Source organism: Thiohalobacter sp. (assembly GCF_027000115.1).
In the GTDB taxonomy this organism is placed as follows: Bacteria; Pseudomonadota; Gammaproteobacteria; order Thiohalobacterales; family Thiohalobacteraceae; genus JALTON01.
Window position 1 is genome coordinate 19,091 of record NZ_JALTON010000039.1, and the last position, 13,925, is coordinate 33,015.

Sequence of the window (13,925 nt, forward strand, 5' to 3'; positions counted from 1 at the left end):
TCACTCAGGAATAGAGCCGTGACTGCCCGCTACCAGCTGCGCGTCCTTACTGAATTCGCCTCTGCCCATACCCTGAGCGGGTATCCGGGCGCCTGCTCGCGCATGCATGGCCACAACTGGAAGGTCGAGGTGGAGGTCGAGGCCGACGCGCTGGACGAGATCGGCATGGCCATCGACTTCAAGGCCATCAAGCGCGCCGCCAACGAGATCGGCGACCGGCTCGATCATCGCTATCTCAACGAACTCGAACCCTTCACCGAGGTCAACCCGACCGCGGAGAACATCGCCGCGTACTTCTACCGCGAACTGCAGCGCAAGCTGAACGACGAACGCGTGCGGGTGAGATCGGTCACCCTGTGGGAAACCGACCGCGCCTGCGTCAGATACTCAGAGGACTGAATCCATGAGCAGCCCCCGGCCGGCCAAGTCCGGCACCGACATCGCCGACGTGCAGAGCAGCCGCGACACCCGGCAGATCGCCATCGACAAGGTCGGCATCAAGGACATCCGCCACCCGGTGCGGGTACGCGACCGTTCCGGCGGCGAACAGCACACGGTGGCCAGCTTCAACATGTACGTGAACCTGCCGCACAACTTCAAGGGCACGCACATGTCCCGCTTCGTGGAGATCCTGAACCGCCACGAGCGCGAGATCTCGGTGGAATCCTTCAAGGAAATGCTGAGCGAGATGGTGGAACTGCTCGAGGCCGAGGCCGGGCACATCGAGATGTCCTTCCCCTACTTTGTCAACAAGGCCGCGCCAGTGTCCGGCGTGGAAAGCCTGATGGACTATGACGTCAGCTTCATCGGCGAAATCTCCGACGGCGTGCCGCGGATGAACATCAAGGTGGTGGTGCCCGTCACCAGCCTCTGCCCCTGCTCCAAGAAGATCTCCGACTACGGTGCCCACAACCAGCGCTCGCATGTCACCGTCAACGTACGCACCCGCGGCTTCGTCTGGATCGAGGAGATCATCGAACTGGTCGAACAGGAGGCCTCCTGCGAACTCTACGGCCTGCTCAAGCGCCCCGACGAGAAGGCCGTCACCGAGCGCGCCTACGACAACCCCAAGTTCGTCGAGGACATGGTCCGCGACGTCGCCGCCCGCCTCAACGACGACGACCGCATCGCGGCCTATGTGGTGGAATCAGAGAACTTCGAGTCCATCCACAACCACAGCGCCTATGCCATGATCGTGAAGGACAAGACAGGGGCCTGAGGCGTCCCGAGTGTCGGGTAGGATGGGCAAAGCGAAGCGTGCCCATCGGATGACTGCAAGAGCGCCACGGACGACACGGAAAGCACGGACAGAGTGAGTGTCCGCTCTGTCACCCCGGAGCAGGATGGGCAAAGCGAAGCGTGCCCATCAACCGAGTGCCGGTTCGCACCACCAGGCGGGAGTGAACCATTCCACCTTTTTTCCGCCCCTGCCGGGCGGGTTACTTTTCTTTGCCCGGCCAAAGAAAAGTAACCAAAAGAAAGGCCGCCCCGCTGCCGCCCCCTTCGGGTGCCCTGCGCTTCTCGCGGGCCGCGGGGCCGCGCGCAACTCGCTGCGCTCAGACACTCGCGCGGCCTGATCCGCGTCCCGCTGCGATGCTCGGGGCGGCAGAGGGGACCCGAATCCGGGTCGGTGGCCGGGCTGGCCGCCAGCCAGCCCGGCATCATTCTTCTGTCCGTGCCTTTCTTGTCGGCCGTGGCGTTCTTGCGAGGTTCCGATGGGCACGCTGCGCTTTGCCCATCCTGCCCCGGGGTGACTACGCGGGGTGAGCGGGCGGACATTCGATCTGTCCGTGCCTTCCGTGTCGTCCGTGGCGCTCTTGTGGTTTTTCTGATGGGCACGCTTCGCTTTGCCCATCCTACGCGGGGTGACGGGCGCGCGCTCGCTCTGGCTGCGTCGTCCAATGCAGTCACTGCTGCATCTGCTCGTACACATAGCCATGCAGCAGGATGGCGTCCATCTCCTCGACCATCTGGAACTCGACGCCATAGTGCCAGGCAACGATCTCGCCGGCATCGTCGTGCTGTTCTCTCACCGAACGCACCAGGGCATTGAGCTTCATGTACTTCTCCACACCGGCGACAGGCACGCGGGCGGTGATGACCAGCAGGTCCTCCGCCCGGGCGATGGGCCGGTCGCTGCTGACCAGGGCACCGGCGGTGCTGATGTCCTCGATCGTGGCACGGCTGTCCTGCATCTTCGCGGGATCGTCGGGGCTGGGGTGGGATACGCTCACCGGCAGGTCGGCCCGCACCCGCACCGCCTTGCGTACCACGATCTTCTCCAGTTCCGAGGGATAGGCCAGATGCAGGTGCGGGTAGGGCCGCAGTGCGGAATACAGGATCTGACTGTTGAAGGCATAGCAGTTGCGGCCCGACATCATGCGCACCACCAGCGGCTGGCCCTCGCGCACCAGCATCACCTTGCGGTCGACCCTGGGCGTGGTGATGATGACGCTGCCACCCGGCAGATAGCCGATGACCTTGGCCGCGAACTTGCGTTCGTCGTGGCCGACGAACTGCAGCTGCAGCGGATCACCTACATTGAGACGAAGCCCGGTTTCCCTTTCCATGTCAGTATTAACCCGGCAACCCAATATGTCGTGTTCAGCCGGGCCTTCCCCTTGATCTTGAACCTGTCAGGGATGCAGAGAAAGCCCCTGCCCGGCGTTGTGGCGCTTGCCAAGGGCTGGGGCCATTGCCTGCGAGCCACGCCTTGTTCAGCGCCTTTCTCTGCATCCTGAACACGATATATTGGATTGCCGGGTTAATAACGCTTCCTCAGCACCAGGTGGTCACCCTCGTTGGCCAGCCGCAACCGCCCCAGGAAGGACATGCCCAGCAGCAGCTCACGGGGATTCGGCCCTTCCAGCACCACGGCCTCGACATTGTTGAGTTCGATGCTGCCCACCCGGACGCGATCCAGGCGTATGCGCCAGGCCGGCTCCGCGCGCGAGGCGGTCATGACCCGTACCGGCTCGCCCTCGACCCGAAAGTCGATACCCAGGCGGCGCGCCTGATCGCCGTTCATGGCGATCATCGAGGCCCCGGTATCGACCAGAAACTTCACTGGAAAGCCATTGATGCTGCCGATCGTACGGAACATGCCGCCACGATCGCGCCAGATGACCACCTGGGCGCCGGCATCGGCCCGGGCTGCTTCCCCCAGCTCCCGCGCCCGCGCGCCGAGCCGGACCCGCAACTCGCGGCCCTCGTGGCGGAAACGCGCGGCACCGTCCTCCACCGCCACCAGTTCCAGGCCGTCGGGGGTGCGCTGCCCGATCCGCAGCCTGTGCTGCACGCCGTCCACGCGCACGATGGCCTGCTGCCCGAACAGCGCCAGCACCTCGATGTCGGCCGCCAGAACCGGGATCCCCCATACCAGCAGGAAAAAACCGGTGGTGATCCACTTTCGCAAGGACGTGTCCACCTGTCCGGCCGGATCCGTATCCATCCTCTTCTCGTCCATCCTCGCTGCCTGGTTTCCGAACCGACAGTGGCCCGGCCGCCACCCGGCGACCGCTCCGTTTGTCAGGGAACCGGCAGCGCCTGGGCCAGCCCCAGGCAGGCTGCCGCCAGGGCACCTGCCACAAGGTCATCGGCCATGATCCCGATTCCTCCAACGACACGTTGATCCAGAACCCGGATCGGCCAGGGTTTGACAATATCGAAGAGCCGGAACAGAAGAAAGCCCGCCACCACCCAGGGCCACTCGGGCGGGACGAAGGCCAGCGTCACCAAAAGCCCCGCCACCTCGTCCCAGACGATGCCCGGGTGATCGTGCGCGCCCAGGGCGCGCGCGGCCCGGCCGCAGAGCCAGATGCCACCCACGGCCGCCGCCAGCGTCGCCAGCAGGTAGCCCGCCGGCGGCAGCTGCGCCAGCAACCACCACAGCGGCAGCGCAGCCAGGGTGCCGAAGGTACCGGGCGCCACCGGGGCCAGGCCGCTGCCGAGGCCAAAGGCCAGCAGGTGGCCCGGATCCCGCAGCAGCCGCAGGGGGACGGGGCCTGCCATCAGGGGCCTCCGAAATGGTCGAAGCCGCCGGGTGCCGGCCGTTCCCGGCCGTCGGCGTCGATCAGCCGCAGCCCCGGCTCGGCCTCGATCTCGCCGATCCACGTCACCGGCCAGCCGATGGCCGCCATGCGGGTGTTCATTGCCGCCTCGGCCGCCGGCGGCAGGGTGAAGCAGAGCTCGTAGTCGTCGCCGGCGCCGAGGGCGAGCCGCAGACCCTCCGCCTCGTCCGCCTGCGCCGCGCGCAGGGCCGCCGAGCGTGGCAGCCGCTCGGCCGCCACCCGCGCGCCCACGCCGCTGGCCTGAAGCAGATGCCCCAGGTCTGCCGCCAGGCCATCGGAGACGTCGATGGCGGCGGTCGCCAGCCCGCGCAGGGCCCGGCCGGCGGCCAGCCGCGGCTCGGGCCGGTCCAGCCGCCGGCGCAGCGCCTCGGGCACGGGTTTTCCGGCCTCGAGCAGGGCCAGTGCCATGCCGGCATCGCCCAGGCTGCCGGTGACCCAGATGCCGTCACCCGGCCGTGCCCCGGCACGAGTCAGTGCCTCGCCGCTGGGCACCCGGCCGGCCAGGGTGACGGTGACGGTCAGGGCGCCGCGGGTGGTGTCGCCGCCGACCAGCGCGACGCCATGGGCCGCGGCCAGCGCGCCGAAGCCCGCGGCGAACCCGGCCAGCCAGGCCGCGTCGGCCTCGGGCAGGGTGAGCGCCAGCGTGGCCCAGGCCGGCTCGGCGCCCATGGCCGCGAGGTCGCTGAGATTGACCGCCAGCGCCTTGTGACCGACCGCCTCGGGCGCGGTCGCCCCGGGGAAGTGCACGCCGGCAACCAGGGTATCGGTGGCCAGCACCAGGTCCTGCCCCGCCGGCATCGCCAGCAGGGCGGCGTCGTCGCCGATGCCCAGGCGCACATCGTCCCGCGGCGGCGTGAGCCCCGCGAAGTAACGATCGATGAGGGAGAATTCGCCGGGCATGGTTGTGTCGGACTCGGTCTCTGGCTGTGCGTCCGGCACCGGCACTACCGCCCCTGGTACTCCACCTGGCGCAGGTCGCGCGCCACCCGGTCGAGCACGCCGTTGACGAAGGTATGTGCCTGCTCGGCACCGAACTTGCGGGTCAGGGCAACGGCCTCGTTGAGCACCACGCGATAGGGCACGTCGATGCGGTCGCGCAGCTCGCGGGTGGCCAGCCTGAGCACGGCGCGCTCGACCGGGTCGACCTCGTCGGGCTTGCGGTCCAGATAGGGCCGGTACAGACCATCGATCTCCGCGACGTCCTGGATGACCCTTTGCACCAGCTCCCGGAAGTACTCGCCGTCGGCGCCGCGGTACTCGTCCGAATGCTCGAACTGGGCCAGCAGCTCGCCGGGATCGGTGGCCGTCATCTGCCACTGGTACAGGGCCTGCAGGGCCAGCCGCCGGGCACGCGAACGCGCCGCCGCCTGCGGATTGCCGCGGGCCGCCGCCATCGCCCTCAGTCTCCCAGCTCGCGCAGCAGATCGACCATCTCGATCGCCGACAGCGCGGCCTCCACCCCCTTGTTGCCGGCCTTGGTGCCGGCGCGTTCGATGGCCTGCTCGATGGTATCCACGGTCAGCACGCCGAAGGCCACGGGGAGGTCATACTGCATGCCCACCTGGGCCAGCCCCTTGGTGCACTCGCCGGCAACGTATTCGAAATGCGGCGTGCCGCCACGGATCACCGCGCCCAGCGCGATGATGGCGTCATAGCGCCCCTGCGCCGCCAGCCGCTTCGCCGCCAGCGGCATCTCGAAGGCGCCCGGCACCCGGATCACGTGCAGGTTCTCGGGCTCGGCACCGTGGCGCTTGAGGGTGTCGATGGCACCGGCCAGCAGGCTGTCCACCACGAAGCTGTTGAAGCGCGACACCAGCAGCGCGAAGCGGGCGCCCCTGGCCGTCATCCGGCCCTCGTATTCCTTGATCTTGCTCATCGTTCGTCTCCAGAGCTGAAGCGGGCCGCCGCGCCCGCCGGGGATTTCAGTACACGTACTCGGTCACTTCCAGGCCGAAGCCGGTGATGCCGTGCATCTTCTTGGGCGCGCTCAGCACCCGCATGCGCTTCACGCCGAGATCGGCGAGGATCTGTGCGCCGATGCCATAGGTCCGCAGTTCCTCGCGCAGGCGCTTGGGCATTTCGGTATGCGCACCCTGGTCGCGGTAGTGCTCGATGCGGCGGATCAGCGCCTGCGGATCCTCGGGCTTGCCCAGCACGATGACGATGCCGCTGCCTTCCTGCGCGATGCGCTCCATGGCACTGCGCAGCGGCCAGCCACAGTCACTGACCGTCGCATCGAGCAGATCACACAGGGTGCGCTGCACATGCACCCGCACCAGCACCGGCTCCTCCAGGTCGATATCACCGTGCAACAGGGCCAGGTGGACGTTCTTGTCGATGGAATCCTCGTAGGCCACCAGCCGGAATTCGCCATGGGCCGTGGGCAGCAGGCACTCGCTGACCCGTTCCACCGTCTTTTCGTTCTCGATGCGGTAGTGGATGAGATCGGCAATGGTCCCGATCTTCAGACCATGTTCGGCGGCGAACCTCTCCAGGTCGGGTCGCCGCGCCATGGTGCCGTCCTCGTTGAGGATCTCCACGATCACCGCCGCCGGCTCCAGCCCCGCCAGGCGCGCCAGATCGCAACCGGCCTCGGTATGCCCGGCACGAGTGAGCACGCCACCGGGCTGCGCCATCAGCGGGAAGACATGCCCCGGCTGTACCAGATCGCTGGGCTGCGCGTCCGGCGCCACCGCCTTCTGGATGGTGACGGCGCGGTCGTGCGCGGAGATGCCGGTGGTTACCCCTTCGGCGGCCTCGATGCTGACCGTGAAGGCGGTACCCAGCGCGGCGCTGTTGTCCTGCACCATGGGATTCAGCCCCAGCTGCCGGCAGCGCTCGCGGGTCAGGGTCAGGCAGATCAGCCCCCGGCCATACCTGGCCATGAAGTTGATGTCTTCAGGCGTGACCGCGCTGGCGGCCATCACCAGGTCGCCCTCGTTCTCGCGGTCCTCGTCATCCATGAGGATGACCATCTTGCCCTGACGGATATCCTCGATCAGTTCTTCGGTCGTGTTCAGCGCCATGTCTTCTTCCGGTGAGGGGTGAGGCGTGAGGGCGTGGAGAGAACATCCCTACTGGCCTGCGCATCACGCCTCTTGCCTCACTCCTTCAGAAATCCGTGTTCGGCGAGGAAGGCCTCGCCGAGGCCGCCCCCGGCCGCTGCCCGCTCGCCGAGCAGCAGTCGTTCCAGGTAACGGGCTATGATATCCGCTTCCAGATTCACTTTCCGCCCCGGCCGGTATTCGTCGAGGGTGGTTTCAGCCAGGGTGTGGGGCACGATGTTCAGGTCGAACAGGGCGCCGTCGACGGCGTTCACTGTCAGGCTGACCCCGTCGACGCAGATCGAACCCTTTTCCGCGATGTACTTCGCCAGCGCCGCCGGCGCCCGGATGCGGAAGCGCTCCGAGCGTCCGTCGCTGCGGCGTTCCACCACCTCGCCCACGCCATCTACGTGGCCGCTGACCAGGTGTCCGCCCAGCCGGGTGGTCGGCAGCAGGGCCTTTTCCAGATTCACCCGCGTGCCCACGCGAAAGTCCCCGAATACGGTACGCGCCAGCGTCTCGCCCGAGACATCCGCCCGGAAGCCGTCGCCGGGCAGCTCGACCGCCGTCAGACAGACACCGGACACGGCAATGCTGTCGCCGGGCGCCACGTCCGACAGGTCCAGCTTGCCGGTGCGAACCCGCACCCGCAGGTCCGCGCCCTTCGGCTCCAGTGCGGCGATCTCGCCCACGGCCTCGATGATTCCGGTGAACATGGTCTGCTTCCTGTCAACGTTTCCACGATAGCCACTGAATCCACGGGATCCACCGGCATCCACTATTCAAACACACTGTCCGGCATACTCGGGTTCAGTGAGTTCAGTGGATTCCGTGGCCGTTTCTCTCATTCCGATCCGATAGCCACTGAATCCACGGGATCCACCGGCATTCACTATTCAAACACACTGTCCGGCATAGTCGGGTTCAGTGGGTTCGGTGGATTCCGTGGCCGTTTCTCTCATTCCGATCCGACAGCACTGGATCCACGGGATCCATCCGCTTTCACTATTCAGGCACACTGCCCGGCCCATGCGGTCTCAGTGGATTCGGCGGATTCCGTGGCCATCGATCAACGCGGCTCCGGTACCGCCGTGATCCGCCAGTCATGGCCGACGGCGCGGATGTCACGGATCGCCAGCGGGATGCGCTGGTCCATGCGCGACACGCCTGGGAGGTGGAACAGGCCCCGGGCCTCGTCGCCCATCAGGTGCGGCGCCATGTAAAGGATCAGCTCGTCGATCAGGCCGGCGCGGAGCACGGCGCCGGCGAGCACGGCGCCGGTCTCGAACAGCACTTCGTTGATCTCGCGGCGACCCAGCTCGTCGAGCACGGCCTCCAGGTCCAGCTGGCCGTCGCGGGCGGGCATGACCCGCACCTCGGCGCCGGCGGCCTCCAGTTCGGCGCGGTGGCCGCCGGCGTCGCGGGCGGTCAGCACCAGCGTCTGCCCCGGCAGCGACAGCATGCGCGCGGTCGGCGGCATGGCGAGATGGCTATCCAGCACCACCCGCAGCGGCTGTTCGACCGGCCCTTCGTCCGCCGGCAGTCGCGCCGTCAGCGAGGGATCGTCGGCCAGCACCGTGCCGGCGCCGGTGACGATGGCCGAACTGCGCGCGCGCAGCCGGTGCACGTCCGCCCGCGCCGCGTCACCCGTGATCCACCGGCTCTCGCCGGAACGCATGGCCGTACGGCCGTCGAGGCTCATGGCCAGCTTGCAGCGCACCCAGGGCCGGCCCCGCTGCATGCGGCGGATGAAGCCCGGATTCAGGGCCGCGGCCTCGGCCTCCAGCACCCCGGTCTCGGTCTCGATGCCGGCCGCCTCCAGCCGCTGCAGCCCCTTGCCCGCGACCTGGGGATTGGGGTCGCGCATCGCCGCCACCACTCGCGCCACCCCGGCCTCGACCAGGGCCTCGCTGCAGGGCGGTGTGCGACCCTGGTGGGCGCAGGGTTCGAGCGTGACATAGGCGGTCGCGCCACGCGCCCGCTCGCCCGCCGCGCGCAGGGCATGGATCTCCGCATGCGGCTCCCCCGCGCGCCGGTGCCAGCCCTCGCCCACCACCTCGCCGTCGCGCACCAGCACGCAGCCCACCCGCGGGTTGGGGTCGGTGGTGTAGAACCCGCGGCGCGCGAGTTGCAGCGCGCGGGCCATGTGGCGATGGTCGTCGGCGGTTGCCATGGATCGGTCAGGCGTTAGGCAAGGAGTGTCCGCAAGCCGTGCGGTTCCCGCAACCCTTTCCTCACGCCTCACACCTCACGCCTCACTCCTCATCCGGTATCAGCGGAATCTGGTCACGCCGCTCCTCGGGTGTGGGCTCGCGTTCGAGGCGCTCGATCTCCTCGCGGAAGGCGTTGACATCCTGGAAGCTGCGATACACGGACGCGAAGCGCACATAGGCGACCTGGTCGAGGGAGCGCAGCTCGTCCATGATCCATTCTCCGAGCTGCTGCGAGGAGAGTTCGCGTTCGCCCGCGGCGTGCAGGCGGTGCTGGATGCGCTCGATGGACGCCTCGACCTGTTCGGTCGCCACAGGCCGTTTCTCCAGCGCGCGCAGGATGCCGGCGCGCATCTTTTCCTCGTTGTAGGGCTCGCGGGTGCCGTCGCGCTTGACGATGCGCGGCATGACCAGCACCGCCTGCTCGAAGGTAGTGAAGCGCTCGCCGCAGCTCAGGCACTCGCGCCGCCGGCGCACTTGCGTCCCTTCGCTGGCCAGTCGCGAATCGATGACCTTGGTTTCCTCGGCGCCGCAGAAGGGACAGTGCATCTGGATTCAGATACAGGATACAAGATGCAAGATGTAAACCGATCGAAGATCGATCTCCTCCAACTTGTATCTTGTATCTTGCATCTTGTATCTATTTTTCGTAGACGGGGAAGCGCCTGCAGAGATCGAGCACCTTGCCCTTGACGGACTCGATCACGGCCTGGTCGCCACGGCTATCGATGATGTCGCACATCCAGCCGGCGAGTTCACGGGCCTCGGCCTCGCCGAAACCGCGGGTGGTCATGGCCGGGGTGCCGATGCGGATGCCGCTGGTGACAAAGGGCGACTGGGGATCGTTGGGCACGGCGTTCTTGTTCACCGTGATGTTGGCCGCGCCCAGCCAGGCATCCACGTCCTTGCCGGTGAGGCCGGCCTCGATGAAGCTGACCAGGAACAGGTGATCGTCGGTACCCTTCGATATGACGTCATAGCCGCGTTCCATGAACACCTCGGCCATGGTCCGGGCATTGACCAGCACCTGCTGCTGGTAGGCCTTGAACTCGGGTTGCAGAGCTTCCCTGAAGGCGACTGCCTTGGCGGCAATGACATGCATCAGCGGGCCGCCCTGGGTGCCGGGGAACACCAGTGAGTTGAGCTTCTTCTCGATTTCCGGGTTGGCCTTGGCCAGGATCAGGCCGCCGCGCGGGCCGCGCAGGGTCTTGTGGGTGGTGGTGGTGGTCACGTCGGCGATCTGCACCGGGCTGGGATAGAGACCGGCGGCCACCAGGCCGGCGACGTGCGCCATGTCCACGAACAGGTAGGCGCCCACCGAATCGGCGATCTCGCGGAAGATGTTCCAGTCCAGGGTGCGCGAATAGGCGGAGAAGCCGCCGACGATCATCTTCGGCCGATGCTCGCTGGCCAGGCGCTGGATCTCGTCGTAGTCGACCAGGCCGGTCTCGGGATTCAGGCCGTACTGGACGGCATTGAAGATCTTGCCGGAGAAGTTGACCTTCGAGCCATGGGTCAGGTGCCCGCCGTGGGCGAGACTCATGCCGAGAATGGTGTCGCCCGGCGCGCACAGCGCGAGATAGACCGCGGCATTGGCCTGTGAGCCGGAATGGGGCTGGACGTTGGCGTAGTCGGCACCGAACAGTTCCTTGGCCCGATCTATGGCGAGCTGCTCGGCGATGTCCACGTACTCGCAGCCGCCATAGTAGCGCTTGCCCGGGTAGCCCTCGGCGTACTTGTTGGTGAGCACCGAACCCTGCGCCTCCATGACCCGCGGGCTGGCATAGTTCTCGGAGGCGATCAGCTCGATGTGCTCCTCCTGTCGGCGCTCCTCGGCCTGGATGGCGGCCCACAACTCCTCGTCGAAGCCCGCGATGCGCATGTCTTTGCCGAACATTCGGTCACTCCCGTATCTGGCGTCCCCGCCGCCCGCCCTCCGGGCGGCGGAAACGGCCATGATACCGGAATCCGGGTGACTCTGGCAGACCTCATGGACCCACCCCGGAATCCGCAAGGCGGCGATGGATTAGGCAGCGGCCATTGCTGCCCTTCCCATACGACTCCTATAATTGGGCCTGCCTTTCAATCTCCGAAAAAAACGGACCCTCCCATGGCGCAATACGTCTACACCATGAATCGGGTGGGCAAGCTGGTGCCCCCGAAGACCTGGATCCTCAAGGACATCTCGCTGTCCTTCTTCCCCGGCGCCAAGATCGGCGTGCTGGGCCTCAATGGCGCGGGCAAGTCGACCCTGCTGCGCATCATGGCCGGCGTCGACACCGAGATCGAGGGCGAGGCCCGGCCGCAGCCCGGCATCAAGATCGGCTATCTGCCGCAGGAGCCGGAGCTGAACCCCGACAAGGATGTGCGCGGCAATGTCGAGGAAGGGCTGGGCGAGATCAAGGAGGCGCAGGAAAAACTGGACGCGGTTTACGCCGCCTATGCCGAGCCGGATGCCGACTTCGACGCCCTGGCCGCCGAGCAGGCGCTGCTGGAGAACATCATCCAGGCAGCCGACGCCCACAATCTCGATCACAAGCTCGAGGTCGCGGCCGACGCGCTGCGGCTGCCGCCCTGGGACGCGGACGTCACCAAACTGTCCGGTGGTGAGCGGCGGCGGGTGGCGCTGTGCAAGCTGCTGCTGTCGAACCCCGACATGCTGCTGCTCGACGAACCCACCAACCACCTGGATGCCGAGTCGGTCGCCTGGCTGGAGCAGTTCCTGCACCAGTTCCCCGGCACGGTGGTCGCGGTCACCCATGACCGCTACTTCCTCGACAACGTGGCCGGCTGGATCCTGGAACTCGACCGCGGCCGGGGCATCCCCTTCGAGGGCAACTACTCCGCCTGGCTGGAGGCCAAGGAAAAGCGCCTCGAACAGGAACGCAAGGAACAGGACGCGCGGCAGCGCGCCATCAAGGAGGAACTGGAGTGGGTGCGCTCCAATCCCAAGGGCCGGCACGCCAAGAGCAAGGCACGCCTGCAGCGCTTCGAGGAACTGCAGTCGCAGGAATTCCAGGCCCGTAACGAAACCCGGGAGATCTACATTCCGCCGGGCGAACGGCTGGGGGACCTGGTCATCGAGGCCCGGCACGTGCGCAAGGGATTCGGCGACCGCCTGCTGATCGACGACCTCAACTTCAACATCCCGCGCGGCGCCATCGTCGGCATCATCGGCCCCAACGGCGCCGGCAAGACAACCCTGTTCCGCATGATCACCGGACAGGAACAGCCGGACGGCGGCGAACTGCGCATGGGCGAGACGGTGCAGCTGGCCTATGTCGACCAGTCACGCGATGCGCTGGACCCGGACAAGACGGTGTGGGAGGAAATCTCCGACGGCCAGGACATCATCCGTGTCGGCCGCTGGGAGACGCCGTCGCGCGCCTACGTGGCCCGCTTCAACTTCGCCGGCAGCGCCCAGCAGAAGCGCGTCGGCGAACTCTCCGGCGGCGAGCGCAACCGCGTGCACCTGGCCAAGCTGCTCAGGAGCGGCGGCAACGTGCTGCTGCTCGACGAGCCCACCAACGACCTCGACGTGGAAACCCTGCGCGCGCTGGAAGAGGCCCTGCTCGCCTTCCCCGGCTGTGTGCTGGTGACCTCGCACGATCGCTGGTTCCTGGACCGCATCGCCACCCACATCCTCGCCTTCGAGGGCGACAGCCATGTGGAATGGTTCGAGGGCAACTACGCCGACTACGAGGCCGACCGCAAGCGCCGCCTGGGCAGCGACGCCGAGCAGCCGCACCGGATCCGCTACAAGAAGCTGGCGTAGACGCCCGGGCATCGCTTTCGGTCGACACAACCCGAAACATGCAGGGCACGGTCCCGTGATGGGCACGCTGCGCTTTGCCCATCCTACGGCTGACCGGATCCGTAGGATGGGCAAAGCGCAGCGTGCCCATCATCACCCGCGGAGTTACCCCCGCCGCATCCGACCTCACGCGCCGGACGTACCTCGCCGCACCGCCGGCACCTGCCTGTCCCGCACAGCCGGCCGCCGCTGCCAGAGCAGCACCACCAGCAGCACGGCATAGACCAGCGGCTCGCGCAGATCCGCCTTGACCAGCCACAGATAGTGCAGCACTCCCAGCACCGGCACCACATAGGCCAGCCGGTGCAGCCGCTTCCAGTTCCGTCCCAGGCGGCGCATCATGTCGTTGGTCGAAGTCACGGCCAGCGGCACCAGCAGCAGGAACCCCAGCATGCCGACGGTGATGAAGGGCCGCTTGATGATGTCGCGCAGGATCTCGTCCCAGAAGAAGAACTGGTCGAGCCAGAGATAGGTCAGCAGGTGCAGGCTGGCATAGAAGAAGGCGAACAGGCCCAGCATGCGCCGCACCCGGATCGGCCACCCCCAGCCGAAGCGCTGCCGCAACGGCGTCATCAGCAGGGTCAGCAGCAGCAGGCGCAGCGTCCACTGCCCGGTCTCGTGGGTCACCGCCTCGATGGGGTTCGCGCCCAGGCGGTCGGTCAGCAGCGCAAACAGCAGCCAGACCGCCGGCAGCAGACAGGCAAGAAACAGCGAAGGCTTCAGGATTTGCCGGGATTTCATCAACATCTGGCCACAAGGGTACAGGGAACGGGCCGAAAGGGCGCTG

Annotated in this window: 15 protein-coding genes; 3 read left to right on the forward strand and 12 right to left on the reverse strand. The window is 67.1% G+C overall.

What is annotated here, in order from left to right:
• The first annotated feature begins 18 nt into the window (after positions 1-18).
• Both queD and folE2 read left to right on the forward strand, forming a co-directional pair.
• Positions 19-399 carry a 6-carboxytetrahydropterin synthase QueD gene (gene queD, locus MVF76_RS06480; protein WP_297527985.1) on the forward strand — a complete coding sequence of 127 codons (381 nt, stop codon included), beginning with the start codon at positions 19-21 and terminating at the stop codon, positions 397-399.
• A 4-nt stretch (positions 400-403) separates the two neighbouring features.
• Positions 404-1,219, forward strand: coding sequence for a GTP cyclohydrolase FolE2 (gene folE2, locus MVF76_RS06485; protein ID WP_297527986.1), 816 nt, complete (start codon positions 404-406; stop codon positions 1,217-1,219).
• A 688-nt stretch (positions 1,220-1,907) separates the two neighbouring features.
• Here folE2 and MVF76_RS06490 read toward each other — a convergent pair.
• From MVF76_RS06490 to glyA, 11 genes are all read right to left on the reverse strand, one after another.
• Positions 1,908-2,570: a flagellar brake protein gene (locus tag MVF76_RS06490; RefSeq protein WP_297527987.1), complete on the reverse strand. Its 663-nt coding sequence runs from the start codon at positions 2,568-2,570 to the stop codon at positions 1,908-1,910.
• Between the two features lie 194 nt (positions 2,571-2,764).
• Positions 2,765-3,466, reverse strand: coding sequence for a retropepsin-like aspartic protease family protein (locus tag MVF76_RS06495; RefSeq protein WP_297527988.1), 702 nt, complete (start codon positions 3,464-3,466; stop codon positions 2,765-2,767).
• 62 nt (positions 3,467-3,528) lie between these two features.
• Complete coding sequence (locus tag MVF76_RS06500) at positions 3,529-4,011, reverse strand: phosphatidylglycerophosphatase A family protein (protein ID WP_297527989.1); 483 nt, start codon at positions 4,009-4,011, stop codon at positions 3,529-3,531.
• The gene (gene thiL, locus MVF76_RS06505; RefSeq protein WP_297527990.1) at positions 4,011-4,970 is read right to left on the reverse strand and encodes a thiamine-phosphate kinase; all 960 of its coding nucleotides are present in this window, start codon (positions 4,968-4,970) and stop codon (positions 4,011-4,013) included. Before thiL ends, MVF76_RS06500 begins: the two co-directional genes overlap by 1 nt.
• 44 nt (positions 4,971-5,014) lie before the next feature.
• Positions 5,015-5,464, reverse strand: coding sequence for a transcription antitermination factor NusB (nusB, locus tag MVF76_RS06510; protein ID WP_297527991.1), 450 nt, complete (start codon positions 5,462-5,464; stop codon positions 5,015-5,017).
• Between the two features lie 5 nt (positions 5,465-5,469).
• Entirely contained in the window at positions 5,470-5,946 is a 477-nt protein-coding gene (gene ribH / locus MVF76_RS06515) for a 6,7-dimethyl-8-ribityllumazine synthase (protein WP_297527992.1), read from the reverse strand.
• 46 nt (positions 5,947-5,992) lie between these two features.
• Positions 5,993-7,096, reverse strand: a complete 1,104-nt coding sequence (ribBA, locus tag MVF76_RS06520; protein ID WP_297527993.1) for a bifunctional 3,4-dihydroxy-2-butanone-4-phosphate synthase/GTP cyclohydrolase II — start codon at positions 7,094-7,096, stop codon at positions 5,993-5,995.
• Positions 7,097-7,173: 77 nt separating this feature from the next.
• Positions 7,174-7,830 carry a riboflavin synthase gene (locus MVF76_RS06525; RefSeq protein ID WP_297527994.1) on the reverse strand — a complete coding sequence of 219 codons (657 nt, stop codon included), beginning with the start codon at positions 7,828-7,830 and terminating at the stop codon, positions 7,174-7,176.
• Positions 7,831-8,183: 353 nt separating this feature from the next.
• Positions 8,184-9,287 carry a bifunctional diaminohydroxyphosphoribosylaminopyrimidine deaminase/5-amino-6-(5-phosphoribosylamino)uracil reductase RibD gene (gene ribD, locus MVF76_RS06530; protein ID WP_297527995.1) on the reverse strand — a complete coding sequence of 368 codons (1,104 nt, stop codon included), beginning with the start codon at positions 9,285-9,287 and terminating at the stop codon, positions 8,184-8,186.
• 82 nt (positions 9,288-9,369) lie between these two features.
• Entirely contained in the window at positions 9,370-9,873 is a 504-nt protein-coding gene (gene nrdR, locus MVF76_RS06535; protein WP_297527996.1) for a transcriptional regulator NrdR, read from the reverse strand.
• A 91-nt stretch (positions 9,874-9,964) separates the two neighbouring features.
• Positions 9,965-11,221 carry a serine hydroxymethyltransferase gene (gene glyA / locus MVF76_RS06540; protein ID WP_297527997.1) on the reverse strand — a complete coding sequence of 419 codons (1,257 nt, stop codon included), beginning with the start codon at positions 11,219-11,221 and terminating at the stop codon, positions 9,965-9,967.
• Between the two features lie 213 nt (positions 11,222-11,434).
• Between glyA and ettA the strand changes: the two genes are divergently transcribed.
• Positions 11,435-13,099 (forward strand): energy-dependent translational throttle protein EttA, encoded by a 1,665-nt coding sequence (ettA, locus tag MVF76_RS06545; protein ID WP_297527998.1) that lies wholly within the window; start codon positions 11,435-11,437, stop codon positions 13,097-13,099.
• A 165-nt stretch (positions 13,100-13,264) separates the two neighbouring features.
• On the opposite strand, the gene MVF76_RS06550 is transcribed toward ettA, so the two are convergent.
• Complete coding sequence (locus tag MVF76_RS06550; protein WP_411293549.1) at positions 13,265-13,885, reverse strand: sulfite oxidase heme-binding subunit YedZ; 621 nt, start codon at positions 13,883-13,885, stop codon at positions 13,265-13,267.
• Positions 13,886-13,925 lie beyond the last annotated feature (40 nt).